21 protein-coding genes are annotated in these 23547 nt (G+C 68.8%); 20 read left to right on the top strand and 1 reads right to left on the bottom strand.

The window, feature by feature from the left end; translation table 11 throughout:
• Window positions 1-29 precede the first annotated feature (29 nt).
• The 19 genes from ASC91_RS14555 (at window position 30) to ASC91_RS14465 (ending at window position 21894) form a co-directional block, all read left to right on the top strand.
• A complete protein-coding gene (locus tag ASC91_RS14555) occupies window positions 30-305 on the top strand; it encodes a DUF2249 domain-containing protein (protein WP_056197902.1) in 276 nt (91 codons plus the stop codon).
• 35 nt (window positions 306-340) lie between these two features.
• Window positions 341-2608: a nitric-oxide reductase large subunit gene (locus ASC91_RS14550; protein WP_056199587.1), complete on the top strand. Its 2268-nt coding sequence runs from the start codon at window positions 341-343 to the stop codon at window positions 2606-2608.
• 12 nt (window positions 2609-2620) lie between these two features.
• On the top strand, window positions 2621-3076 hold the full coding sequence (locus ASC91_RS14545) for an Rrf2 family transcriptional regulator (protein ID WP_056197900.1): 456 nt from the start codon (window positions 2621-2623) through the stop codon (window positions 3074-3076).
• Window positions 3073-3405 carry a metal-sulfur cluster assembly factor gene (locus ASC91_RS14540; RefSeq protein WP_056197899.1) on the top strand — a complete coding sequence of 111 codons (333 nt, stop codon included), beginning with the start codon at window positions 3073-3075 and terminating at the stop codon, window positions 3403-3405. Before ASC91_RS14545 ends, ASC91_RS14540 begins: the two co-directional genes overlap by 4 nt.
• Window positions 3406-3413: 8 nt before the next feature.
• Complete coding sequence (locus ASC91_RS14535) at window positions 3414-4514, top strand: hypothetical protein (protein ID WP_056197897.1); 1101 nt, start codon at window positions 3414-3416, stop codon at window positions 4512-4514.
• Complete coding sequence (locus tag ASC91_RS14530) at window positions 4489-5679, top strand: NnrS family protein (RefSeq protein WP_200955290.1); 1191 nt, start codon at window positions 4489-4491, stop codon at window positions 5677-5679. The genes ASC91_RS14535 and ASC91_RS14530 overlap by 26 nt, the downstream gene beginning before the upstream one ends.
• A 17-nt stretch (window positions 5680-5696) precedes the next feature.
• Entirely contained in the window at window positions 5697-6365 is a 669-nt protein-coding gene (locus ASC91_RS14525; RefSeq protein ID WP_200955289.1) for a hypothetical protein, read from the top strand.
• Window positions 6362-6577, top strand: coding sequence for a DUF3079 domain-containing protein (locus ASC91_RS14520; RefSeq protein ID WP_056197895.1), 216 nt, complete (start codon window positions 6362-6364; stop codon window positions 6575-6577). Before ASC91_RS14525 ends, ASC91_RS14520 begins: the two co-directional genes overlap by 4 nt.
• Before the next feature lie 62 nt (window positions 6578-6639).
• A complete protein-coding gene (locus ASC91_RS14515) occupies window positions 6640-8508 on the top strand; it encodes a type IV pili methyl-accepting chemotaxis transducer N-terminal domain-containing protein (RefSeq protein ID WP_056197893.1) in 1869 nt (622 codons plus the stop codon).
• Window positions 8505-9170, top strand: coding sequence for a response regulator (locus ASC91_RS14510; RefSeq protein WP_056197891.1), 666 nt, complete (start codon window positions 8505-8507; stop codon window positions 9168-9170). Before ASC91_RS14515 ends, ASC91_RS14510 begins: the two co-directional genes overlap by 4 nt.
• Window positions 9171-9297: 127 nt before the next feature.
• Window positions 9298-10563 (top strand): nitrate/nitrite transporter, encoded by a 1266-nt coding sequence (locus tag ASC91_RS30655; protein WP_056197889.1) that lies wholly within the window; start codon window positions 9298-9300, stop codon window positions 10561-10563.
• Window positions 10564-10583: 20 nt separating this feature from the next.
• A complete protein-coding gene (locus ASC91_RS14500; protein ID WP_056197887.1) occupies window positions 10584-12194 on the top strand; it encodes a hypothetical protein in 1611 nt (536 codons plus the stop codon).
• 178 nt (window positions 12195-12372) lie between these two features.
• Window positions 12373-13710, top strand: coding sequence for an MFS transporter (locus tag ASC91_RS14495; protein ID WP_056197885.1), 1338 nt, complete (start codon window positions 12373-12375; stop codon window positions 13708-13710).
• Between the two features lie 11 nt (window positions 13711-13721).
• Window positions 13722-17513, top strand: coding sequence for a nitrate reductase subunit alpha (locus ASC91_RS14490; protein ID WP_056197883.1), 3792 nt, complete (start codon window positions 13722-13724; stop codon window positions 17511-17513).
• A 17-nt stretch (window positions 17514-17530) separates the two neighbouring features.
• Complete coding sequence (narH, locus tag ASC91_RS14485) at window positions 17531-19054, top strand: nitrate reductase subunit beta (RefSeq protein WP_056197881.1); 1524 nt, start codon at window positions 17531-17533, stop codon at window positions 19052-19054.
• An 8-nt stretch (window positions 19055-19062) separates the two neighbouring features.
• On the top strand, window positions 19063-19755 hold the full coding sequence (gene narJ, locus ASC91_RS14480; protein WP_056197879.1) for a nitrate reductase molybdenum cofactor assembly chaperone: 693 nt from the start codon (window positions 19063-19065) through the stop codon (window positions 19753-19755).
• A complete protein-coding gene (gene narI, locus ASC91_RS14475) occupies window positions 19752-20447 on the top strand; it encodes a respiratory nitrate reductase subunit gamma (protein WP_056197877.1) in 696 nt (231 codons plus the stop codon). The genes narJ and narI overlap by 4 nt, the downstream gene beginning before the upstream one ends.
• An 8-nt stretch (window positions 20448-20455) precedes the next feature.
• Window positions 20456-21205, top strand: a complete 750-nt coding sequence (locus ASC91_RS14470; protein ID WP_082532687.1) for a peptidylprolyl isomerase — start codon at window positions 20456-20458, stop codon at window positions 21203-21205.
• Entirely contained in the window at window positions 21205-21894 is a 690-nt protein-coding gene (locus ASC91_RS14465) for a carbonic anhydrase (protein WP_056197873.1), read from the top strand. The genes ASC91_RS14470 and ASC91_RS14465 overlap by 1 nt, the downstream gene beginning before the upstream one ends.
• On the opposite strand, the gene ASC91_RS14460 is transcribed toward ASC91_RS14465, so the two are convergent.
• A complete protein-coding gene (locus ASC91_RS14460) occupies window positions 21891-22283 on the bottom strand; it encodes a hypothetical protein (RefSeq protein WP_056197871.1) in 393 nt (130 codons plus the stop codon). The genes ASC91_RS14465 and ASC91_RS14460 overlap by 4 nt on opposite strands.
• Window positions 22284-22455: 172 nt before the next feature.
• Here ASC91_RS14460 and moaA point away from each other — a divergent pair, with 172 nt between their 5' ends.
• Window positions 22456-23526: a GTP 3',8-cyclase MoaA gene (gene moaA, locus ASC91_RS14455; protein ID WP_235532017.1), complete on the top strand. Its 1071-nt coding sequence runs from the start codon at window positions 22456-22458 to the stop codon at window positions 23524-23526.
• The last annotated feature ends 21 nt before the right edge of the window (window positions 23527-23547 follow it).

Below are 23547 nucleotides of genomic sequence, written 5' to 3'. Positions count from 1 at the left end.
GCATCAAAAATGCATCTTTAGAGGCGCCCATGTCAGTCCCTTCCCTTCAGTTCGACTCTCGCGGATTCGCAATGAGTGACCGCGCCCCAGCGATCGTCGCCAAGCTTGACGTCCTGGCCGCCAACGAAACGCTGGAGCTGTTGATGGACGGGGAGCCCGGCTCGCTGGAGGCCCTGCTCAACGTTCACAGGCCCGGGATGTTCAGCTGGCAGAGCGTCGACCGCGGCCCGGACTTCTGGCGGGCGCGAGTCACAAGGCTTGGCTCTGCGCGCGGCACGTGCTGCGGCGCTTGCGGCGGCGCCTGACGTTCAACTGTTCCTGGCGTTCCAAGGAAATCACCATGAAATCCCGTAGCAATCTCTGGCGCTGGCTGGGGCTCATCTTCGTGCTGTCGTTCGGCGCCCTGGGCTACCTGGGCTGGCAGATCTATCTTTCCGCCCCACCCATCCCGAACCGGGTGGTCAGCGCCGACGGCGAGCTGTTGTTCACCGGCGAGCAGATCCAGCTCGGCCAGCAGGCCTGGCTGTCGGCCGGCGGCCAGCAGCTCGGCACGGTCTGGGGGCATGGCGCCTATGTCGCGCCGGACTGGTCGGCCGACTGGCTGCATCGCGAGGCGGTGGCCCTGAAGGCCCGGCGCCTGGCGGAACAGCAGCAAAGCGGCCTGACGGTCAGCGACGCGCAGCGCGCCGCCGTCGACCAGCTGGTGCGCGAGGAAATGCGCCGCAACACCTACGAAGAGAGCAGCGGCGATGTGCGCGTCACCGCCGCCCGCGCCCAGGCCATCCGTGAAGTCGCTTCGCACTACGACGGCCTGTTCGGCACCGAACCGGCGCTGGACAAGCTGCGCGACCAATACGCGATGACGGCCGGCGCCTTGCCCGAAGCCGAGCACCGCAAGGCGCTGGCGGCCTTCTTCTTCTGGTCGGCCTGGGCGGCCGTGACGGATCGCCCTGGCGAGGCCGGTCTGTCCTACACCAGCAACTGGCCGCACGAACCGCTGGTCGGAAACACGATGAGCACGTCGGCCGCGATGTGGTCGATGGTCAGCATCGTGCTGCTGCTGGCCGGCATCGCCGCGATGCTGTGGCTGCACCAGGGCGACGAAGAGCTCGCCGTCGTGCCCAAGGCCGACCCGCTGCTCGGCGCCAAGGCCACGCCGTCGATGAAGGCCACGCGCAAATACTTCTTCGTCGTCATCGGCCTGATGCTGCTGCAGATCGGCATGGGCGCCATCACGGCGCACTACGCGGTGGAAGGCCAGGCCTTCTTCGGCATCCCGCTGGCGCAGATCCTGCCGTACACCGTCACCCGCACCATCCACACGCAGATCGGCATTTTCTGGATCGCAACTGCCTGGCTGGCCACGGGCCTGTACGTCGCGCCGCTGCTATCGGGCGCCGAACCCAGGCTGCAGAAGCTCGGTGTCGATGCGCTGTTCTGGGCCCTCATCGTCGTCGTGCTCGGCTCGACGATCACCGGCTGGCTCGGCACGCTGCAGCACCGCGGGTTCGATTTCAGCTTCTGGTTCGGCAACCAGGGCCTGGAGTTCACGAGCATGGGCCGCTTCTGGCAGATCCTGCTCTTCGTTGGCCTGCTGTTCTGGGTCTTCCTGCTCGGCCGTGCGCTGTGGCCGGCGCTCAAGCGGCCTTCGGAAACCCGTGGCCTCATCGCCATGGTCTTCCTGTCGGCGACCTGCATCGGCGGCTTCTACGCGAGCTCGCTGACCTGGGGCCAGCACACCCACTACTCGATGGTCGAGTACTGGCGCTGGTGGCTGGTGCACCTGTGGGTGGAGGGCTTCTTCGAGGTCTTCGCCACGGCCGTCGTCGCGCTGATCTTCACCAACCTGGGCCTGGTGCGCGCCGCTTCTGCCAACCGCGCCATCGTCGCGGAGACCATCGTCTTCCTGTTCGGCGGCATCCTGGGCACGTTGCACCACCTGTACTGGACGGGCACGCCCACATCGGTCATTGCGGTCGGCTCAGTGTTCTCCGCGCTGGAGGTGGTGCCGCTGACGCTGATCGGCCTGGAAGCGCTGCAGACCTATCGCCGCGCCAAGGGCGTGGCCTGGCTGGGCGCCTACAAGTGGGTCATCCTGTCCTTCGTCGCCGTGGGCTTCTGGAACACGGTGGGCGCCGGCCTGTTGGGCTTCGCCATCAACCCGCCGGCCTCGCTGTACTACGTGCAGGGCCTGAACATGACGGCGGCCCACGGCCACGCGGCGCTGTTCGGCGTCTACGGCATGCTGGGCATCGGCCTGATGCTGTTCTGCCTGCGCGGGCTGTACGACCGGGCGCTGCATGCCGACCGATTCCTCAAGCCCGCCTTCTGGAGCCTGAACATCGGCCTGGCGATGATGGTCTTCCTGTCGCTGCTGCCGGCTGGCATCTACCAGGCCTACCAGAGCATCACGAAGGGCCTGTGGTACGCCCGCTCGCCAGAGGTCATCCACTCCAAGGTGATGGAGACGCTGGTGTGGCTGCGCGTGCCGGGTGACATCGTGTTCGCCGCCGGCAGCGTCTTCCTGGCCGTGTATGCGCTGTACCTGCTGCGCCGCCCCGCGGCGGACCGCCTGCCTGCAGGCGCCGCTCCGGCCCGTGGGCGTTGAAAGGATTGAAAGATGAGGCTCACCGCCTTCACCGACTACAGCCTGCGCGTGCTGATGTTCCTGGCCGCCGAGCCCGACCGGCGGGCCACGGTGGGCGAGATCTGCGCGGCCTTCGACGTGAAGGCCAACCACCTCACCAAGGTCGTGCACCACCTCGCAAAGCGCGGCTGGGTGAGCACCGTGCGCGGCAAGGGCGGCGGCCTCACGCTGGCCCGGCCGGCGGCGCAGATCCGCATCGGCGAGGTGGTGCGTGACACCGAGGGCCAGGCCCTGCCGGCCGAGTGCTTCTCGGCCGAGGCCAGCCATTGCGCCATCGTCAGCCACTGCCGGCTCAAGGGCGTGCTGGGCGAGGCGGTGCAGGCCTTTCACGCCGTGCTGGACCGCTACACGCTGGCCGACATCACGGCCAACCGTCAGCAGTTGGTACAGCTGCTGCACTTCATGGCGCCGGCGAGGTCGGCGCCATGACGGGCATGGCCTATCCCTACGAAGGGCCGGAGGAACTTCGGCAACCCATCCTGGCGGCGCTGCGCCGCGTGGTGGACCCCGAAGTGGCGATGTCCATCGTCGATGTCGGCCTGGTCTACGGCGTGACCGTCGAGGCCGAGCGCGTCAAGGTGCTGCTGACCATGACCTCGGCCGCCTGCCCGGTGGTGGACGTCATCGTCGACGACGCCTGCACCGAGCTCGACAAGGTCGTGCCGGTCGACCAGCGCATCCATGTCGAGGTGGTGTGGGAGCCGCCCTGGACGACCGATCGCATGAGCGACCGGGCCAAAGCCTTCATGGGCTGGTAGGGCAGGGGATGCGACGCGCTCCGGGTCTGCTGCCGCGACTGGCCTTCGCGGGCCTCGCGGTGGTGGCTCTGGTGGCCGGCATTGCCGGCGGCCTGGTGCGAGCCGGGGTCGCCGTGCCCGTGGCGAGCGCGGCCGTCGCTACCCATGCCTTCCTGATGATCTGCGCCTTCATGGGCACCGTCATCGGCATCGAGCGCGCCGTGGCCCTGAAGCATCCGGCGGGTTTTGCTGGCCCGCTCGCCTCGGGCGCTGCGGGCCTGGTGATGCTCTCCGGCGCGCCAGGCCTGGCCGCATGGCTGGCCGCGGGCGCGTCGCTGGCCTTTGTCGGCGTGAACCTGGCCGTGGTCAGGCGGCAGCGGGCCGCGCACACGCTGCTGTTGCTCGCCGGCGCAGTAGCCTGGGCGGCCGGCAGCCTGCTGCACGCGCTCGGCCTGATGGCCGGCGCCGTGGTGCCGCTGTGGTTCTGCTTCCTCGTGTTCACCATCGCCGCCGAGCGGCTGGAGATGACGCGGCTGATGCGCCGCCATGCCGGCGCCGGCCCGGCCTTGCTTGCCATCCTGGCCGTGGCGGCCTGTGGCGCGGTGTTGTCCGGCCTTGTCGCTGACGTGGGCGGCCTGCTGTATGGCTTGTCTCTGGCAGCGCTCGCCAGTTGGCTCGCGGTGTTCGACATCGCACGCCGCACGGTCCGCGCCGCGGGGCTGAGCCGCTACATGGCCCTGTGCCTGCTCACCGGCTACTTCTGGCTGGCCGTTGCCGGCCTGGCCTGGGCGGGCACGGCGCTCGGCCTGCCATGGCGCGACGCCGCCCTGCATGGCCTCGCGCTGGGCTTCGTCTTCAGCATGGTGTTCGGCCATGCCCCGGTCATCCTCCCCGCCGTCGCCCGCGTGAAGCTGGCGTTCGGCTGGCCCTTCTATCTGCCGCTGGCGCTGCTGCATGCGTCGCTTGCCGTGCGTCTCTTTGGCGGCTTGTTCGACGCCCGAATGACGGCCGCAGGTGCCACCGGCAACGCGCTGGCCATCGCTGCATTCGTGCTGACGCTGGCTGGAGCAGCCATTGCCTGGCGAGCTCAACGGAAACCAACACATGATGCCCTTGCTGAGAATCGATGAGCCCCCGCCGGCCGCGCCCGCGGGCTTTGCACTGTTCGCGCTGGGCTTTCGGCCCTTCTACCTGCTGGCCAGCGTGTTTGCCGCGCTGTCCGTGCCGCTGTGGGCGCTGCAGTTCTCGGGTCTGCTGGGCCACGCCTATCTGGCCGGCCCGATCTGGCATGCCCACGAGATGCTGTTCGGCTTCACGCTGGCCGTCATCGTCGGCTTTCTGTTCACGGCCGGCCGCAACTGGACCAACCTGCCCACACCCACCGGCTGGAAGCTTGCCGCGCTTGCCGCGCTGTGGGTCGCCGCCCGCGTGCTGGTGCTGACGCCTTTTGCGCTGGCCGCTGCCGTTGCCAACGTCGCCTTCCCGCTGGCCGCGGCCATCAGCCTGGCCTTGCCTTTCGTGAAGGCTGGCAGCCGGCGCAACTACTTCTTCATCGGCCTGCTCGCGCTGCTGGCGCTCGCCGCCGGCTGCGTGCACCTGGCGCAGTTCGGCGTCGACTTGGTGCCCGGCTGGCTAGGCATCCAGGTTGCGCTGGACGTGGTGCTCTTCATCCTGGCCGTCATGGGCGGGCGCGTCATCCCGATGTTCACGAACAACGGCGTGCCAGGTGCTGGCGCGAGCCGCAACGCATGGGCCGAAAGGGCGGCGCTCGGCGGCGTGCTGGCCCTGCTGGCTGCCGATGTCGGGGGCTTGCACGGCTGGCCGCTGGCTGCTCTCACGACCACCGTCAGCGCGGCTCATGCGTGGCGCTGGGCGTTGTGGCGGCCCTGGCGCACGCTGCGTGCGCCGCTGGTGTGGGTGCTGCACCTGGCCTACCTGTGGGTGCCGGTGCATCTGCTGCTGCGCGCGCTGGCCGAAGCCGGCTGGCTGATGCCGTCGCTGGCCACGCATGCGCTCACCGTGGGCGCCGTCGGCGGCCTCGTCATCGGCATGATGACCCGCACCGCGCGTGGCCACACCGGTCGGCCCTTGAAGGCTGACCGCTTCGAGGTCGCCTGCTATCTGCTGGTTGCCGCCGCGGCCGCCGTGCGCGTGCTTCTGCCTTTGATCGCGCCTGCCCAGATCGTCCACGCGGCCCTGGCCTCGGCGCTGCTGTGGTCGGCGGGCTTTGGCCTGTACGCGGTGCGCTACTGGCCGGTGCTGTCCCGCCCGCGCCTCGACGGCCGACCCGGCTGAAATCAACGAGACCCAACATGAAACTACCCAGCTACTTTGACGAAGTCCCCCGCCTCACGATGCAGGACCCGCTGGCCCGCGTGCTGGGCTGCGCCGAGGACGGCATCCTCGACTACGGCTTCGCCGACGCCGTGCGGCTGACGGGCCATTCCTGCGTGGCCGTCGCGTCGGCCTACTGGCTGACCTGGCTGGCGCTGGAGCAGCTCTACCCGGACGGCCTGCCGCAGCGCGGCGGCATCAAGGTGGAGTTCCGCGACGATGCGCGCTCCGGAGGGACCGGTGTCGTCGCGACGGTCGTGCAGATGCTCACGGGTGCGGCGGGTGGGTCCGGCTTCAAGGGCCTGGGTGGGCGCTTCAGCCGGGCCGGCCTGATCCGCAGCAAGCCCGACCTGGTGCTGGCGCTGCGCTTCACCCGGCTCGACACGCAGGCCGCCGTGGACGTGGGCGTGGACACGACCTCCCTGCCGGGACAGGCGGAACTGGATGTGCTGGTGGCGCTTCTCGCCTCCGGCAAGGCGACGCCTCAGGACGAAAAAGACCTCGGCGAGCTGTGGCAGGCGCGCGTGCGCTCGCTGCTGCTGGAACGCGGGCGTGATCGCACGGTGTTCATGGTCCGGCCGGTGCATCGGCTGCGCGGCGCGGCCGGCTTTCCCCACATGCCGGAGGCCGCAGAGGCGTTCGCGTGAGCAGGAAGTTCCCGATCCGGCCGGCCAACCCCGGGCGCATCTGCTGGGGCTGCGACCGCTACTGCTCGGCCGAGTCGCTGCAATGCGGCAACGGCTCGGTGGCAACGCCGCATCCCAGCGAACTGTTCGGCGACGACTGGATGAGCTGGGGCCTGGATGCCAGGGTGGCCGCGGCCGAACCCGCCGGGCCTGCGGGAACGGTAGCGGAGTGATTCATCGCCTTCCTTGCGCGAGATCAAGCTCACCCCGGAACGGCCTGCCCAGAATCCATTGCATGTCCCAAGGCTGGCATCGCGCGCGTCTCGCCACCAAGGTCGGCATCCTCGGTGCCGCCTTGCTGTGCATCGCGCTGGCCTCGATCGGCTTGACGCTGTGGATAGGCTGGCAGCTCGAAGGCGGCGCGGCGGCGGTCAACGAAGCGGGGCGGCTGCGCATGCAGACCTGGCGCCTCGCCCACCAGAGTGCCGGCGGCGGCAGCGAATCCCGGCGCTTGCTCGTCCAGGCGTATGACGCCTCGCTGCAACTGCTGGTGGACGGCGACCCCGCGCGCCCCCTCTTCCTGCCGCGCGACGGACACACCCTGCAGGCCTGGCGTGGCGTGCACGAGGGCTGGCAGCAGCTGAAGTCGACCGCGGCCGATGGCCTGCCGGCGCCCACCGGCGCCCAGGCCGAGGTCCAGGTTCGGCGCATCGACGTCCTCGTCGACGCCGTCGAGGCGCGCATGGCAGGCTGGAGCTCGCTGCTGTCCAGCGTGCAGCTGGCGCTCGTCGGCATGGCCATCGCCGCGGCCCTGATCTTCCTATACGCCTCGCACCTCGTCGTGTTCGCGCCGGTGGACCGGCTGCGCCGCGGCCTGCAGGCGCTGGAGCAGGGCGCGCTTGGCGCCCGCGTGGCCGAGGACTCGCAGGACGAGTTCGGCGACCTGGCGCGTGGCTTCAACCGCATGGCGCAGCGTCTCGAAGCCGTCTATCAAGGCATGGCCGATGAAGTGCGCGCCAAGACGGCCGACCTGCGCCTGGAGCAGCAGCGGCTGGCCACGCTGTACGAGGCCACGTCCTTCGCCGCTGGCGCGTCGTCCGTGCGCGACCTGGGCGCCGGTTTCGCCGAGCGCATGCGCCGCGCGGCCGGCGCCGATGCCGTCGCGATGCGCTGGCTGGACCCGAGCCAGCAGCGCATGGTGCTGCTGGCTTCGCAGGGCATGCCGCCCGCGATGGCCGAGGCCGAACGCTGCGTGACGCCTGGCGCCTGCCATTGCGGCAGCCCCGGGCCTCATGCCAAGGTCATTCCGATCACCCGCGAGAGCGATCACAGGTCGCACTGCGCCAAGGCCGGCTTCGTCGCCGTGACGGCGGTGGCGTTGACGGTGCAGGGCCGCGTGATGGGCGAGGTCGACCTGCTGTTTCGCGACCCGCCCCAGCCCAGCCAGGCGGACCGCGAGTTGCTGGACAGCCTGGCGAGCCATCTGGCCAGCGCCATGGACAGCCTGCGCAGCGAGGCGTTGCAGCGCGAAGCCGCTGTGGCCGAGGAGCGCGGCATGCTGGCCCGCGAGATGCACGATTCCATCGCACAAAGCCTGGCTTTCATGAAGATCCAGCTGCAACTGCTGAAGGACGCGCAGCGGGGCGGCAAGGCCGATGCAGCCGTGCGCCTCATCGACGAGCTGGAGCTGGGCCTGAAGGAATGCACTGCCGACGTGCGGGCGCTGCTGATGCATTTCCGCACCCGCACCGATGGCGACGACCTGCTGCCCGCGCTGCAGCAGACGCTGCAGAAGTTCCGCCTGCAAAGCGGCCTGCAGGCCGAGCTGGAGGTGGACGGCCACGGCGCACCGCTGCCGGCCGACGTGCAGGTGCAGCTGCTGCACGTGGTGCAGGAGGCGTTGGCCAATGTGCGCAAGCACGCCCAGGCCAGCCAGGTCCACGTGCGGCTGGCGCACCAGCCGCACTGGCAGATCGACGTGCGCGACGACGGCCGTGGATTCGACATGGCCCTGGACTCGCCCGACGACAGCCACGTCGGGCTGCGCATCATGCGCGAGCGCGCCGCCAAGGTGGGTGCCGCCGTGGCGCTGGAATCCCAACCCGGGCGCGGCACGCTGGTGCGCGTCTCCCTGCCCGAATACGAGACGGCCAATACATCATGAATGCCGAACCCATCCGCGTCCTTGTCGTTGACGACCACACGCTGTTCCGCCGCGGCCTGATCGCGCTGCTGGCCACGCAGTCGCAGTTGCAGGTCGTTGGCGAGGCCGGCGACGCCGGTGCGGCCGAGCGCCTGGCGGCCGAATTGCAACCCCAGGTCATCCTGCTGGACAACCACCTGCCCGGCGTCACCGGCGTGCAGGCCCTGCCGGCGCTGAAGGCGGCCGCGCCGGGTGCCCAGGTGCTGATGCTGACGATGAGCGAGTCGGAGGCCGACCTGGGCGCGGCCCTGCGCGCCGGCGCCTGCGGCTATCTGCTGAAGACGGCGGACAACCACGAGCTGACCCAGGCCATCGAGCGCGCGGTGCGCGGCGTGTCCAGCTTCAGCGCCGAGATGGCCGGCAAGCTGGCCACGGCCTTCCGCCACGAAGCCGAGGCAGCGTCCACCGCCGCCGCCGTGCCGCCCGACCCGCTGGGCACGCTGTCGCCGCGCGAGCGCGAGATCGTCGACCTGATCGCCCGCGGCGATTCCAACAAGCACATCGCGCGCGAGCTCGGCATCGCCGAGACGACGGTGAAGATCCATGTGCAGCACTTGCTGCGCAAGCTGGACCTGGACTCGCGCGTGCAGGCCGCCGTGCTGGTCACGCAGCAACGCACGTAGTTCTTTAGGACGAGGCCGCCCGGGCCGTCGTCCTCCCTGCGGGCGGTGCCCCGCTGCCCCTCTGGTGAATGTGCGGCGCGCAGGCTGCGCGGGACAGTCTCCTCATGTTCACTGAGGAGGAAACCGCATGACTGCGCCCCCTGTCGACCGCAAGGCCTGGTCGGTGCTGATCGTCAGCACCTTGGCCTTCACCGTCTGCTTCATGGTCTGGATGATGTTCGGCGTCATCGGCATCCCCATCAAGAAGCAGCTCGGCCTCAACGCCACCGAATTCGGCCTGCTGACGGCCATGCCGGTGCTGACCGGCTCTCTCGTGCGCGTGCCGCTGGGCATCTGGACGGACCGTTATGGCGGCCGCATCGTGCTCACGCTACTGATGCTCGCCACCGTGCCGGCCATCTGGCTGATGGCCTACGCGACGCAGTACTGGCACTTCCTCGTCATCGGCCTCTTCGTCGGGTTGGCGGGCGGCTCCTTCTCGGTGGGCACGCCGTACGTCGCGCGCTGGTTCCCCAAGAGCCGCCAGGGCATGGCCATGGGCGTCTATGGCGCGGGCAACTCCGGCTCGGCAGTCAACAAGTTCATCGCCCCGGTGCTGCTGGTCGGCTTCGGCTGGGCCATGGTGCCCCAGGTCTATGCGGCCATCATGGCCGGCACCGTCGTGCTGTTCTGGCTGTTCAGCCACAGCAACCCGGCCCACCTCGTCACCAGCAACGTCAGCTTTCGCGAGCAGCTGAAGGCGCTGAAGGACCCGCGTGTGCTGAAGTACTGCCAGTACTACAGCATCGTCTTCGGCGGCTATGTGGCGCTGGCGCTGTGGATGGTGCAGTACTACGTCGGCGAGTTCAGCCTGGATATCCGCGTGGCCGCGCTGCTGGCGGCCTGCTTCAGCCTGCCCGGCGGCGTGCTGCGCGCCGTCGGCGGCCTGCTGTCGGACAAGTACGGCGCCCACAAGGTCACCTGGTGGGTGCTGTGGGTGAGCTGGATCTGCCTGTTCCTGCTGAGCTACCCGCAGACCGACTTCACCATCGTGACGCTGGCCGGCGCCAAGACCTTCCACATCGGCCTGAACGTCTACACCTTCACCGCGCTGCTGGCCGTGCTGGGCGTGGCCTGGGCCTTTGGCAAGGCCTCGGTCTTCAAGTACATCAGCGACGACTACCCCGGCAACATCGGCGCGATCAGCGGCATCGTCGGCCTGGCCGGCGGCTTGGGCGGCTTCGTGCTGCCCATCCTGTTCGGCGCGCTGCTGGACCTGACCGGCATCCGCTCCAGCGCCTTCATGTTGATGTACGGCGTCGTCTGGATCTCGCTGATCTGGATGTACTGGACCGAGGTGCGCCGCACCGAAGTCATGGGCCGCAACGCGCCCGAATTCCACCTCGCCGGCTGAGCGCCGAAAGGACCCGCATCATGAGCAAGAACGACATCGCGGACTGGCGCCCCGAGGACGACGCCTTCTGGGAAAGCACCGGCAAGCGCATCGCCTACCGCAACCTGTGGATCTCCATCCCGGCCCTGCTGTGCGGCTTCGCCGTCTGGGGCATGTGGGGCATCATCGCCGTGCAGATGCTCAACCTGGGCTTCCCCTTCACCCAGGCCGAGCTCTTCACGCTGACGGCCATCGCCGGCATTTCGGGCGCGACGATGCGCATCCCGGCCTCTTTCCTGATCCGCATGGCCGGCGGGCGCAACACCATCTTCCTCACCACGGCCATGCTGCTGGCGCCGGCCATCGGCACCGGTGTCGCGTTGCAGCACAAGGACTGGCCGCTGTGGGCCTTCCAGCTGATGGCGCTGTGGTCGGGCGTGGGCGGCGGCAATTTCGCCAGCTCGATGTCCAACATCAACACCTTCTTCCCCAAGCGCCTGCAGGGCACGGCGCTGGGCCTGAACGCGGGCCTCGGGAACTTCGGCGTGACGACGATGCAGGTCGTCATCCCGCTGGTGATGACGGTCAGCTTTTTCGGTCTGAGCGGCGACCCGATGACGCTGGTGAAGGCCAGCGGCTGGATCTTCGGCAAGATCCCGGCCGGCACGCAGACCTGGATCCAGAACGCCGGCTTCGCCTGGGTGCTGTCGCTGGTGCCGCTGGCCGCGCTGTGCTGGTTCGGCATGAACAACCTGAAGACGGTGACGCCCAACGCCGGTCATCCGGTGGTCGCCTTCCTGAAGATCACCTACCTGTACTCGCTGGCCTTCGTGCCGTCCATCGGCATGCTCTACCTCTACCTGCCGGCGCCCACCGGCCTGGGGCTGTTGAACATGTGGGTGGCCATCCCGCTGGACATCGTCGCGGCGCTGCTCGTCATGCGCCTGGCTGCCTTCGGCGCGATGAAGGAGAACGTGGCCAAGCAGTTCGCCATCTTCCGCAACAAGCACACCTGGAGCCTGACGGCGCTGTACGTCGTCACTTTCGGCAGCTTCATCGGCTTCTCCATGGCTCTGCCACTGGCGATCACGGTGATCTTCGGCTTCCAGCACATCCCTGATGCGGCCGGCGTGCTCACCCACACGCTGAAGAACCCGAACGCCCCGTCTGCGCTGACCTACGCCTGGATCGGACCCTTCGTCGGCGCCGCGGTGCGGCCCGTCGGCGGCTGGATCTCTGACAAGGTCGGCGGCTCCATCGTCACGCAGGTCATCTCTGCGGTCATGGTGTTCGCGTCCGCCGCGGTCGGCTATGTGATGCAGCAGGCCTACGGCTCAGCCACGCCGGAGCAGTTCTTCCCGGCCTTCATGGGCCTGATGGTGCTGCTGTTCGCGGCCAGCGGCGTCGGCAACGGCTCGACCTTCCGCTCGGTGGGCGTCATCTTCGACCGAACCCAGGCCGGCCCCGTGCTCGGCTGGACGTCGGCCGTCGCGGCCTATGGCGCCTTCGTCGCGCCGGTGCTGATCGGCGAGCAAATCAAGGCCGGCACGCCGCAGTTCGCCTTCTACGGCTTCGCGGCCTTCTACGCCGTCTGCCTGGTGTTGAACTGGTGGTTCTATCTGCGCCGTGGCGCGGAGATCAAGAACCCCTGAGGCGAGCCAAAGGCCGCTCATAAAGGCCCGGAGGCATCGCCTTCGGGCCTTCTTGCTTTTCAGGCCTGGCGCGCGCGCCTCGTCCGAAAGAACGATGCCTTCACTTGCCCGCCTCCTCCTTCCGCGCCGGTCCTACCCGACCTGCGGTGGATGGGCAGATGGGCCCCCGCCGCGGAGCATGACCATCGTGCCAAAGACCCTCTCACTTCCACTGCGCTGGAATCCGGAAGACCCGGATTTCTGGACCGGCCATGGCCGGGCGGTGGCGCTGCGCAACCTGTGGATCGCCGTTCCCGCGCTGGCGCTGTCGTTCGCGGTGTGGATGCTGTGGTCGGTGCTCGTCGTGCACCTGCCGGCGGCGGGTTTTCGCTACAGCACCAACCAGCTGTTCTGGCTGAGCGCGCTGCCGGCTCTGTGCGGCGCCACTTTGCGCATCTTCTACGGCTTCGCGGTGCGCTGGGTCGGCGGGCGACGCTGGACGGCCTTGTCCACGGCCAGCCTGTTGCTGCCCGCCGGCGGTATCGCGCTGGCGGTGCAGGACCCCGCCACGCCCTATGAATGGATGGTGGTGTTGGCCCTGCTGTGCGGCCTGGGCGGCGCCAACTTCGCTAGCGGCATGGCCCACATCAGCGCCTGCTTTCCGGCGCGCGAGCAGGGCAGGGCGCTGGGCCTGGGCGCCGGCTTCGCCCACCTGGGCGTGGGCCTCGTGCAATGGGCTGTGCCGGTGGTCATTACGCTGGACCTCTTCGGCCTGCCCGCTCAATCGGGCGGGCTGTGGCTGGCCAATGCCGGCCTGGTGTGGCTGCCGCTGATCGCGCTTGCCAGCATGGCGGCCTGGTTCGGCATGGACGACCTGCCCTCGGCCGGTGTTGGCATGGCCGAGCAGGCCCAGCTCTTCACGCACCGCCACAGCTGGCTGATGAGCTGGCTCTACCTGGGCAGCTTCGGCAGCTTCATCGGCTTCGCGGCGGCCGGCCCGCTGCTGTTGCGCAGCCAGTTCCCCGGCTTTGAGGGCGCGCAGCACCTGGTGTGGCTGGGCCCCTTGCTCGGCGCGCTGGCGCGGCCGCTGGGCGGCTGGGTGGCCGACAACTTTGGCGGCGCGCGCATCAGCCTGGCCTGCTTCGGCGGGCTGGCGCTGGGCGTCGTCGGTGTGCTGGCCAGCCTCGGCATGGAAGGCGGCGCTTGGCTGTTCGGCGCCAGCTTCCTGCTGCTCTTTGTCGCCGCCGGTATCGCCAACGGCAGCACCTTCCGCATGGTGCCGCTGGGCTTCGTGTGCGAGGCGCAGAAGAGCCAGCGCCCCTTGCCCGAAGCGCAGGCCCAGGGCGCCGCGGCACTCGGCCTGTGCTCAGCCGTCGGTGCCTACGGCGGCTTCTTCATTCCCAAGAGTTTTGGCAGCGCGATCACGCTGGCCGGCGGCCCCGAGGCCGCGCTCTATTGCTTCCTGGCGTTCTACCTGAGCTGCATGGCCATCTGCTGGTGGTTCTACGGCCGTCGCCACGCCCCCCTGTCCTGCTAACGGAGAAATCAATGTCCCATTTCCTGGATCGACTGACCGCCTTCCAGCTGCCCAAGGAGGTCTTCGCCGGTGGCCACGGCGTGAGCACCGGCGAGGACCGCACCTGGGAGGACGCCTACCGCAACCGCTGGGCGCACGACAAGATCGTGCGCAGCACGCACGGCGTGAACTGCACCGGCTCCTGCTCATGGAAGATCTACGTCAAGGGCGGCATCGTCACCTGGGAGACCCAGCAGACCGACTACCCGCGCACCCGCCCCGAGCTGCCCAACCACGAGCCGCGCGGCTGCGCGCGGGGCGCGAGCTACAGCTGGTATCTCTACAGCGCCAACCGCGTGAAGTACCCGATGGTGCGCGGCCGCCTGCTCAAGCGCTGGCGCGAGGCGCTGGCGGTCTCGAAGAGCCCGGTCGATGCCTGGGCGCTGATCCAGAGCGACGAGAGCGCCCGGCGTGACTACCAGCAGCTGCGCGGCATGGGCGGCTTCGTGCGCTCCACCTGGGACGAGGTCAACGAGCTGATCGCTGCGGCCAACGTCTACACGATCAAGGAGCACGGCCCGGACCGCGTCATCGGCTTCTCGCCCATCCCGGCGATGTCCATGATCAGCTACGCGGCCGGCAGCCGCTACCTGAGCCTGATCGGCGGCGTCTGCATGAGCTTCTACGACTGGTACTGCGACCTGCCGCCGGCCAGCCCGCAGGTCTGGGGCGAGCAGACCGACGTGCCCGAGTCGGCCGATTGGTACAACAGCAACTACATCATTGCCTGGGGCAGCAACGTGCCGCAGACGCGCACGCCGGACGCCCACTTCTTCACCGAGGTGCGCTACAAGGGCGCCAAGACGGTGGCGGTGACGCCCGACTACTCCGAGGTCGCCAAGCTGGCCGACCTGTGGCTGCACCCCAAGCAGGGAACCGACGCGGCACTGGCCATGGCCATGGGCCACGTCGCGCTCAACGAGTTCTATTTCAAGGAGCGCAGCCCCTATTTCGACGACTACGCGCGCCGCTACACCGACCTGCCGCTGCTCGTCATGCTGGAAGAGCAGACCCTGCCCGACGGCCGCAAGACCCGCGTGCCCGGCCGCTACCTGCGCGCCAGCGACCTGGCCGGCCAGATGGGCCAGAGCAACAACCCCGAGTGGAAGACGCTGGCCTATGACGCCACCGGCCGCCTGGTGCTGCCCCATGGCTCCATCGGTTTCCGCTGGGGTTCAGAGGGCCGCGACGACACCGGCAAGTGGAACCTGGAGGCCAGGGAGGCCGAGGGCGGCGGTGACGTCAAGCTCAAGCTCTCCCTCGTCGAGGACGGCGAGCAGGCGCACGAGATCGTCGATGTCGCCTTTCCCTATTTCGCCGGCAGCGCCAGCGCGCACTTCACGCCCAACCCGCAGCAGGATGGCGTCAGCCACTGCGCCCGCGTGCCGGCCACCACGCTGAAGACGCAGGACGGCGAGGTGCTTGTCGCCACCGTCTTCGACCTGCAGGCCGCCCAGTACGGCATCGACCGCGGCTTCGGCTCGGGTGCCGCGAGCTACGACGACAACGCCCCCTACACGCCCGCCTGGCAGGAAGCCATCACCGGGGTGCCGCGCGCGCAGGTCATCCGCGTGGGGCGCGAGTTCGCCGAGAACGCGCACAAGACCAAGGGCAAGTCGATGATCATCATCGGCGCCGCGATGAACCACTGGTACCACTGCGACATGAACTACCGCGGTGTCATCAACCTATTGATGATGTGCGGCTGCATCGGCCAGAGCGGTGGCGGCTGGGCGCATTACGTCGGCCAGGAGAAGCTGCGCCCGCAGACCGGCTGGACGGCGCTGGCCTTCGCGCTGGACTGGATCAGGCCGCCGCGCCAGATGAACAGCACCAGCTTCTTCTACGCCCACACCGACCAGTGGCGCTACGAGAAGCTGAACGTGGACGAGGTGCTGTCACCACTGGCGACCGAGGCCGAGCGTGCCGAGTTCGCCGGCAGCCTGATCGACTGCAATGTGCGCGCCGAGCGCATGGGCTGGCTGCCCAGCGCGCCGCAGCTCAAGACCAACCCGATGCAGGTGGTGAAGGATGCCGCTGCCGCCGGCATGGAGCCCAAGGACTACGTCGTGCGCGGCCTGCGCGACGGCTCGCTGCAGATGAGCTGCGAAGACCCCGACGCGCCGCAGAACTGGCCGCGCAACATGTTCGTCTGGCGCTCCAACCTGCTGGGCTCCAGCGGCAAGGGCCACGAGTATTTCTGCAAGCACCTGCTCGGCACCGAGAACGGCGTGCAGGGCAAGGACCTCGGCGTGGACGACGCCAAGCCCAACGAAGTGCGCTGGCATGCCCAGGCGCCGCAGGGCAAGCTGGACCTGCTCGTGACGCTGGACTTCCGCATGAGCACGACCTGCCTGTACAGCGACATCGTGCTGCCCACCGCCAGCTGGTACGAGAAGAACGACCTCAACACCAGCGACATGCACCCCTTCATCCACCCGCTGTCCGCGGCCGTGGACCCGGTCTGGCAGTCGCGCAGTGACTGGGAGATCTACAAGGGTTTCGCCAAAGCCTTCAGCAAGGTCTGCATCGGCCACCTGGGCGTGGAGAAGGAAGTCGTCCTGTCGCCGCTGATGCACGACACGCCGGCCGAGCTCGCCCAGCCCTTCGGCGTGAAGGACTGGAAGAAGGGCGAGTGCGACCTCATCCCCGGCAAGACGGCGCCCACCATCGCCGTCGTCGAGCGCGACTACCCGGCCACGTTTGAGCGCTTCACGGCGCTGGGCCCGCTGATGGAGAAGCTGGGCAACGGCGGCAAGGGCATCGGCTGGGACACCAAGACGGAGGTGGCCCAGCTCGCCGAGCTCAACGGCGTGAACGCCGAAGGCCGCGCCCGCATCGTCAGCGACATCGACGCCTGCGAGGTCATCCTGCAACTCGCGCCCGAGACCAACGGCCATGTCGCCGTGAAGGCCTGGGAAGCCCAGGGCCGGGCCACCGGCCGCGAGCACGTGCACCTGGCCCTGCACCGCGAGGACGAGAAGATCCGCTACCGCGACATCCAGGCGCAGCCGCGCAAGATCATCAGCTCACCGACCTGGAGCGGGCTGGAGAGCGAGAAGGTCTCCTACAACGCCGGCTACACCAACGTGCATGAACTGATTCCATGGCGCACGCTGACCGGCCGCCAGCAGTTCTACCAGGACCACGCCTGGATGCGCGCCTTCGGCGAGGGCTTCAGCAGCTACCGCCCGCCGGTGGACCTGAAGACGACGGCCGGCATCCAGAACATCAAGCCCAACGGCAACCGCGAGATCGTGCTGAACTTCATCACGCCGCACCAGAAGTGGGGCATCCACAGCACCTACAGCGACAACCTGCTGATGCTGACGCTCAACCGCGGCGGTCCCGTCATCTGGCTCAGCGAGGACGACGCGAAAAGCGCCGGCATCGAAGACAACGACTGGGTGGAGCTGTTCAACATCAACGGCGCCATCGCGGCCCGTGCGGTGGTGAGCCAGCGCGTGAACCCCGGCATGACGCTGATGTACCACGCGCAGGAAAAGATCATCAACACGCCCGGCAGCGAGATCACCGGTGTGCGTGGGGGCATCCACAACTCGGTGACACGCATCGTCACCAAGCCCACCCACATGATCGGCGGCTACGCCCAGTACAGCTACGGCTTCAACTACTACGGAACCATCGGCACCAACCGCGACGAGTTCGTCGTGGTGCGCAAGATGAAAAAGGTGGACTGGCTCGACACGCCCCGCGACGACCACCTCGCCCCCGCCTTCCAGGCGCAAGGCGAAAACCCCTGAAACGCGAGGAGCACGCAATGAAGATTCGCGCACAGATCGGCATGGTCCTGAACCTGGACAAGTGCATCGGCTGCCACACCTGCTCGGTGACCTGCAAGAACGTCTGGACCAGCCGCCCCGGCGTCGAGTACGCCTGGTTCAACAACGTGGAGACCAAGCCCGGCATCGGCTATCCCAAGGAGTGGGAGAACCAGGACAAGTGGAACGGTGGCTGGATCCGCAAGCCCGACGGCAAGCTGGAGCCGCGCCAGGGCGGCAAGTGGAAGCTGCTGATGAAGATCTTCGCCAACCCCAACCTGCCGGAGATCGACGACTACTACGAACCCTTCACCTTCGACTACGACCACCTGCAGTCGGCCCCCGAGATGAAGCATGCGCCCACGGCCCGCCCGCGCAGCCTCATCACCGGCCAGCGCATGGAGAAGATCGAGTGGGGCCCGAACTGGGAGGAGATCCTCGGCGGCGAGTTCAGCAAGCGCAGCAAGGACAAGAACTTCGACGACATCCAGAAGGACATCTACGGCCAGTTCGAGAACACCTTCATGATGTACCTGCCGCGGCTGTGCGAGCACTGCCTGAACCCGGCGTGCGTGGCGAGCTGCCCGTCGGGCTCGATCTACAAGCGCGAGGAAGACGGCATCGTGCTGATCGACCAGGACAAGTGCCGCGGCTGGCGCATGTGCGTGTCGGGCTGCCCCTACAAGAAGATCTACTACAACTGGAAGAGCGGCAAGGCCGAGAAGTGCATCTTCTGCTACCCGCGCATCGAAGCGGGCCAGCCCACCGTCTGCTCCGAAACCTGCGTTGGCCGCATCCGGTATCTCGGCGTGCTGCTGTACGACGCCGACCGCATTCTCGAGGCCGCCGCCACGCCCAACGACAAGGACCTCTACCAGGCCCAGCTCGACCTCTTCCTGGACCCCTTCGACCCCGCCGTCATCAAGCAGGCGCGGGCTGACGGCATCCCGGAGAACTGGCTGGAGGCGGCGCGCAACAGCCCCGTCTACAAGATGGCCGTGGACTGGAAGGTGGCGCTGCCGCTGCACCCCGAGTACCGCACGCTGCCCATGGTCTGGTACGTGCCGCCGCTGTCGCCCATCAGCGCGGCGGCCAACGCCGGCCAGCTGGGCGAGGTGGGCGAGCTGCCCGACGTGAAGCAGTTGCGCATCCCCGTGCAGTACCTCGCCAACCTGCTGACCGCGGGCGACACCGTGCCCGTCGTCGGCGCGCTGGAGCGCATGCTGGCCATGCGCGCCTACCAGCGCGGCGTGCACGTGGACGGCGTGAAGAACCTGGCCGTGCTCGATCAGGCCGGCCTCTCCGAAGCCCAGGTGCAGGACATGTACCGCGTGATGGCCATCGCCAACTACGAGGACCGCTTCGTCATTCCGACGACGCACCGCGAGTACGCCGAGAACGCCTTCAACGTGCGCGGTGGCTGCGGCTTCAGCTTCGGCAACGGCTGCTCCGAGGGCGTCACCGAGACCAGTCTCTTCGGCTCGGAGAAGAAGCGAACCATCCCCATCAAGGCAACGATCTGAGGGCCGCCATGTTCACCAAACCCACCCACGCCCCCTACAGCCTGCGCGTGCTCGCCGCGCTGCTGCGCTACCCGGATGCGGCCTTGCGTGCCGCCGTGCCCGAGCTGCAGCAGGCGCTGCGCGCCGAGGCCGCGCTGCCGGCGGCTCGCATCGACGAGCTGTGCGCGCTGCTGCAGCATCTTCATCGCGACGACCCCTTCGCCGTGGAAGCCGATTTCGTCGACCTCTTCGACCGCGGCCGCGGCACGGCCCTGCACCTGTTCGAGCACATCCACGGCGACTCGCGCGAGCGTGGCCCGGCCATGGTCGACCTGCAGCAGACCTACGAGCGTGCGGGCCTGTACCTCGCGCCCGGCGAGCTGCCCGACCACCTGGCCGTGGTGCTGGAGTACGCGAGCACGCAGCCGGCCCGCGAGGCACACGACTTCCTCGCCGAGATCGCTCACATCACGCGGTCCATCTTCAGCGCGTTGAAGCGTCGCCAGAGCCCCTATGCCAGCGTGCTGGCCGCCGCGCTGGAGTTGGCGGGCGAGCGCGCCGAGCGCGTCGAGATTCCGCCCGAGCCCGAGCTCGACGAAGACTGGGCCGAGCCCGAGGCCTTCGGCGGCTGCTCGTCGGCCGGCCAGTCGCGGCCCGAGCAGCCGCAGCCCATCCACATCGTGCGCAAGCCCAGTGCGCATCAACCGGGAGCCCAGGCATGAACGCCGTCCACAACTTCCTGTTCGTCGTCTACCCCTACATCTGCCTGGCCGTCTTCCTGATGGGCAGCCTGGCCCGCTTCGACCGTGATCAGTACACCTGGAAGAGCGACAGCTCGCAGCTGCTGCGCAGCCGGGGCATGAAATGGGGCAGCAACCTCTTCCACGCCGGCATCCTGTTTCTGTTCGTTGGCCACACGGTAGGCATGCTGACGCCTCATGCCGTCTACGAGCACTTCATCAGCCCTGCAACTAAGCAGATGCTGGCCATCGTGGCCGGCGGCGTGGCCGGCACGTTCTGCTTCATTGGCCTGTCGATGCTGATCTGGCGCCGCATGACCGATCCGCGCATCCGCCTCACCAGCCACCGCACGGACCTCGCCATCCTGTGGATCCTGTGGGTGCAGCTCAGCCTGGGCCTCATCACGCTGCCGTTCTCGCTGGCGCACGCCGACGGCACGGTCATGCTGGTGTTGAGCGACTGGGCGCAGCGCATCGTCACCTTCAACCCCGACGCGAGCGGCCTCGTGGCCCTGGCCTGGCCCTACAAGGTCCACATGGTGCTGGGCATGACGATCTTCCTGCTGTTCCCGTTCAGCCGCCTGGTGCACGTGTGGAGCGGGCTGGCGTCGGTGTTCTACGTCTTCCGCCCCTACCAGGTCGTGCGTTCGCGCCGCCTGAACCTGCCGAAGTGAGGTCCACCATGGCTCATGTGAACCACATCGAGATCGCCGCCGTCGAAGAGGCGCTGGACGAGGCCGCGCTGCGCCAGCGCGCCTGCACCGAGCTGCTGCGCCAGCGCGCCATCGAGCTGGGCCTGCTCGCAGCCGACGACCCCGCGCCGCGCGAGGGAGCGCTGAGCGAGGCGGCCAGCCAGGCCATCGAGGCGCTGATTGCCCGGGAGCTGGCCGGCCCCGAGCCGGACGAGACGGCCTGCCTGCGCCACTACGAGGCCAACGCCAGGCACTACGCGCAGGGCGAGCGCGTGCAGGTGCGCCACATCCTGTTCGCCGTCACGCCCGGCGTGGACGTGAGCCTGCTGCGCCAGCGCGCGGAAGGGCATCTGATCCAGCTGCGCGCCAGCGACGTGGCCGCTTTTGACGAAGCGGCGAAGATGCTGTCCAACTGCCCGAGTGGCGCCGAGGGCGGGCGGCTGGGCTGGCTGACGGCGAACGACTGCGCGCCCGAGTTCGCCAAGGAGCTGTTCGGCCGCAGCGAGATCGGCGTGTTGCCGCAGCTGCTGCACAGCCGCTTCGGACTGCACATCGCCGCCATCGACGCACGCGAGCCGGGGCGGCTGCCGGCCTTCGAGCAGGTGCGCGAGGCCGTGGCCCAGCGCATGCGCCAGCTGCATCAGATCAGCGCGCTGCGCCAGTACCTGCAGACACTGGCCGCGGACGCGCGACTGGAAGGTGTCGAGCTTCAGCAAGCGAGTTCACCATTGGTGCAGTGATGCCCGACGAGCTGCTCGAACGCCTGCGCCGCTTCCAGACCGATGCCTTCCCGCAGCAGCGCTCGCTGTTCCGGCATCTCGTCGACGACGGCCAGCATCCGCTGACACTCTTCATCGGCTGCTCGGATTCGCGCCTCGTGCCCTATCTGCTGACCGGCGCCGGCCCGGGCGAGCTTTTTCTCGTTCGCAACGTCGGCGCCTTTGTGCCGCCGTACGACCAGAGCCAGGGCTTCCACGGCACGGCGGCGGCCATCGAGTACGCGGTGCTGAACCTGCAGGTGCACCGCATCATCGTCTGCGGACACAGCCATTGCGGCGCCATCCGGGCGCTGTACGGCGAGGTGGCGCCGGCCGCGCAGAACCTCGCCCGCTGGCTGGACCTGGGTCGCGAGGCCGCGTTGCCGGTGGCCGAGCCCGGCCCCGAGGTGATGCGCCGCACCGAGCAGCGCGCCATCGTGCTGCAGCTGGAGCGGCTGATGGACTACCCGATGGTGCGCGAGCGCGTCGAGGCGCGGTCGCTGACGCTGCACGGCTGGCACTACGTCATCGAGGACGGCGAGGTGCACGTCTTCGACGTGGCCGTTGGCGCCTTCGTGCCCGCCTCGCGCGCCGACAACGCCGGCACCGGGCCCTACCTGCTGAGCAGCGAGGAAGACGGGATGGACGCCAGCGGCGTCCCCATCGTTTAGCCGATAAACACGGTCTCGCCAGTCGGGTTGAACGACAGCAGCCCGCCGAACTCACCGGTCTCCACGCGCTTGGTCAACAGCTCCAGCATGCGCTGGATCTCGCTGGTGGTCGTGCGGCCGGCCAGGGCAGCGGTGAACATCAGTTGCCAGGCCGGCCCGGCGTGGCGCGCCTCGGCGGCCAGGGTCGCAAAGTCCTGCAGCTCGGCCGGGTCCTTGTCCACGCACATCAGCGGGCGCAGCACGCCGCCCTCGCCGGCGGCATGGGCGGCCCGCTGCTCGGGCGTCGCGTCGGGTTCGCACTCGGCCGTGGTGAAAACCATCAGCAGCCGTTGCGGCTCGGGCTGGGCACGGGCCATGGCCAGCAGGTCGTTGAAATGCTCGATGTTCATGGTCGACACCGTAACGCGCTGCCGCCGCGGCGTGCGCGGCGGGCGGACGAGGCGGCCATCGCCCGAAAGGAGTAGGTCGCCGGTGCCCTCGTCCTGCCACGGCCGGATGGGCCGGGCCGGGGCCGCTGCCCAGAATGCCGGCATGGACGCAAGGACAGCCCCTTTGCTTTGGATGCCCCGTGTGATCGCCTCGCTGGCACCGCTGGACGGCACGCTGCACGACCGCCGCCAGCGCCCCTGGCGCGACCTGCGCATCTCGCTGACCGACCGCTGCAATTTCCGCTGCAGCTACTGCATGCCGCGCAGCCGCTTCGGCCCCGGCCACCGCTTCCTGCCGCAGTCGCAGCTGCTGAACTTCGAGGAGATCGCCCAAGTCGCCCGCCAGGCCCTGGCCCTGGGCGTGCGCACGCTGCGCCTGACCGGCGGCGAGCCGCTGCTGCGCCGCGACCTGGCCACGCTCGTGCGCCAGCTGGCCGCGCTGCGCACGCTGGACGGCACGCCGCCCGACCTGGCGCTGACGACCAACGGCAGCCTGCTGGCCGGCCAGGCCGCTGCGCTGCGCGACGCCGGCCTGAACCGCCTCACAGTGAGCCTCGATGCGCTGGATGACGCCGTCTTCCAGCGCATGAACGACGTCGGCTTCCCCGTGGCCGAGGTGCTGCGCGGGCTGGAGGCGGCGCAGCGCGCGGGCTTCGAGCGCATCAAGGTCAACATGGTGGTGCGCCGTGGCGTCAACGACGGCGAAGCGCTGCCGCTGGCCGGGCACTTCCGCGAGCACTTTGGCTCGAGCGTGGTGCTGCGCTTCATCGAGTTCATGGACGCCGGTTGCCACAACGGCTGGAAGATGGACGAGGTGCTGCCCAGCGACGAACTGCGTGCGCGCATCGCCGCGCGCTGGCCGCTGCTGCCGCTGCCCGCCACCCGTGGCGGCGAGACGGCGCAGCGCTGGCGCTACGCCGACGGCGCGGGCGAGATCGGCTTCATCAGCAGCGTCAGCCATGCCTTCTGCGGCGACTGCACGCGCGCCCGGCTGACGGCGGACGGCCGCCTCTTCACCTGCCTGTTCGCACCCCAGGGCCACGATCTGCGCCCGTTGCTGCGCGCTTCCCAGGGCGGCGAGACGGAGCTGCGGGAGCACCTGGCCGGCATCTGGGCGCAGCGCGGCGACGCCTACTCCGAGCAGCGCGACAAGCTGCGCCTGCTACAGCCCGAGCGTGCGGACATGCATGTGCTGGGCGGTTGACGAATCCACCTGACCTTGCAC

The sequence above is a fragment of the Pelomonas sp. Root1237 genome (genome assembly GCF_001425055.1).
GTDB lineage: Bacteria > Pseudomonadota > Gammaproteobacteria > Burkholderiales > Burkholderiaceae_C > Pelomonas.
This window is presented reverse-complemented; position numbering and strand designations above follow the sequence as displayed.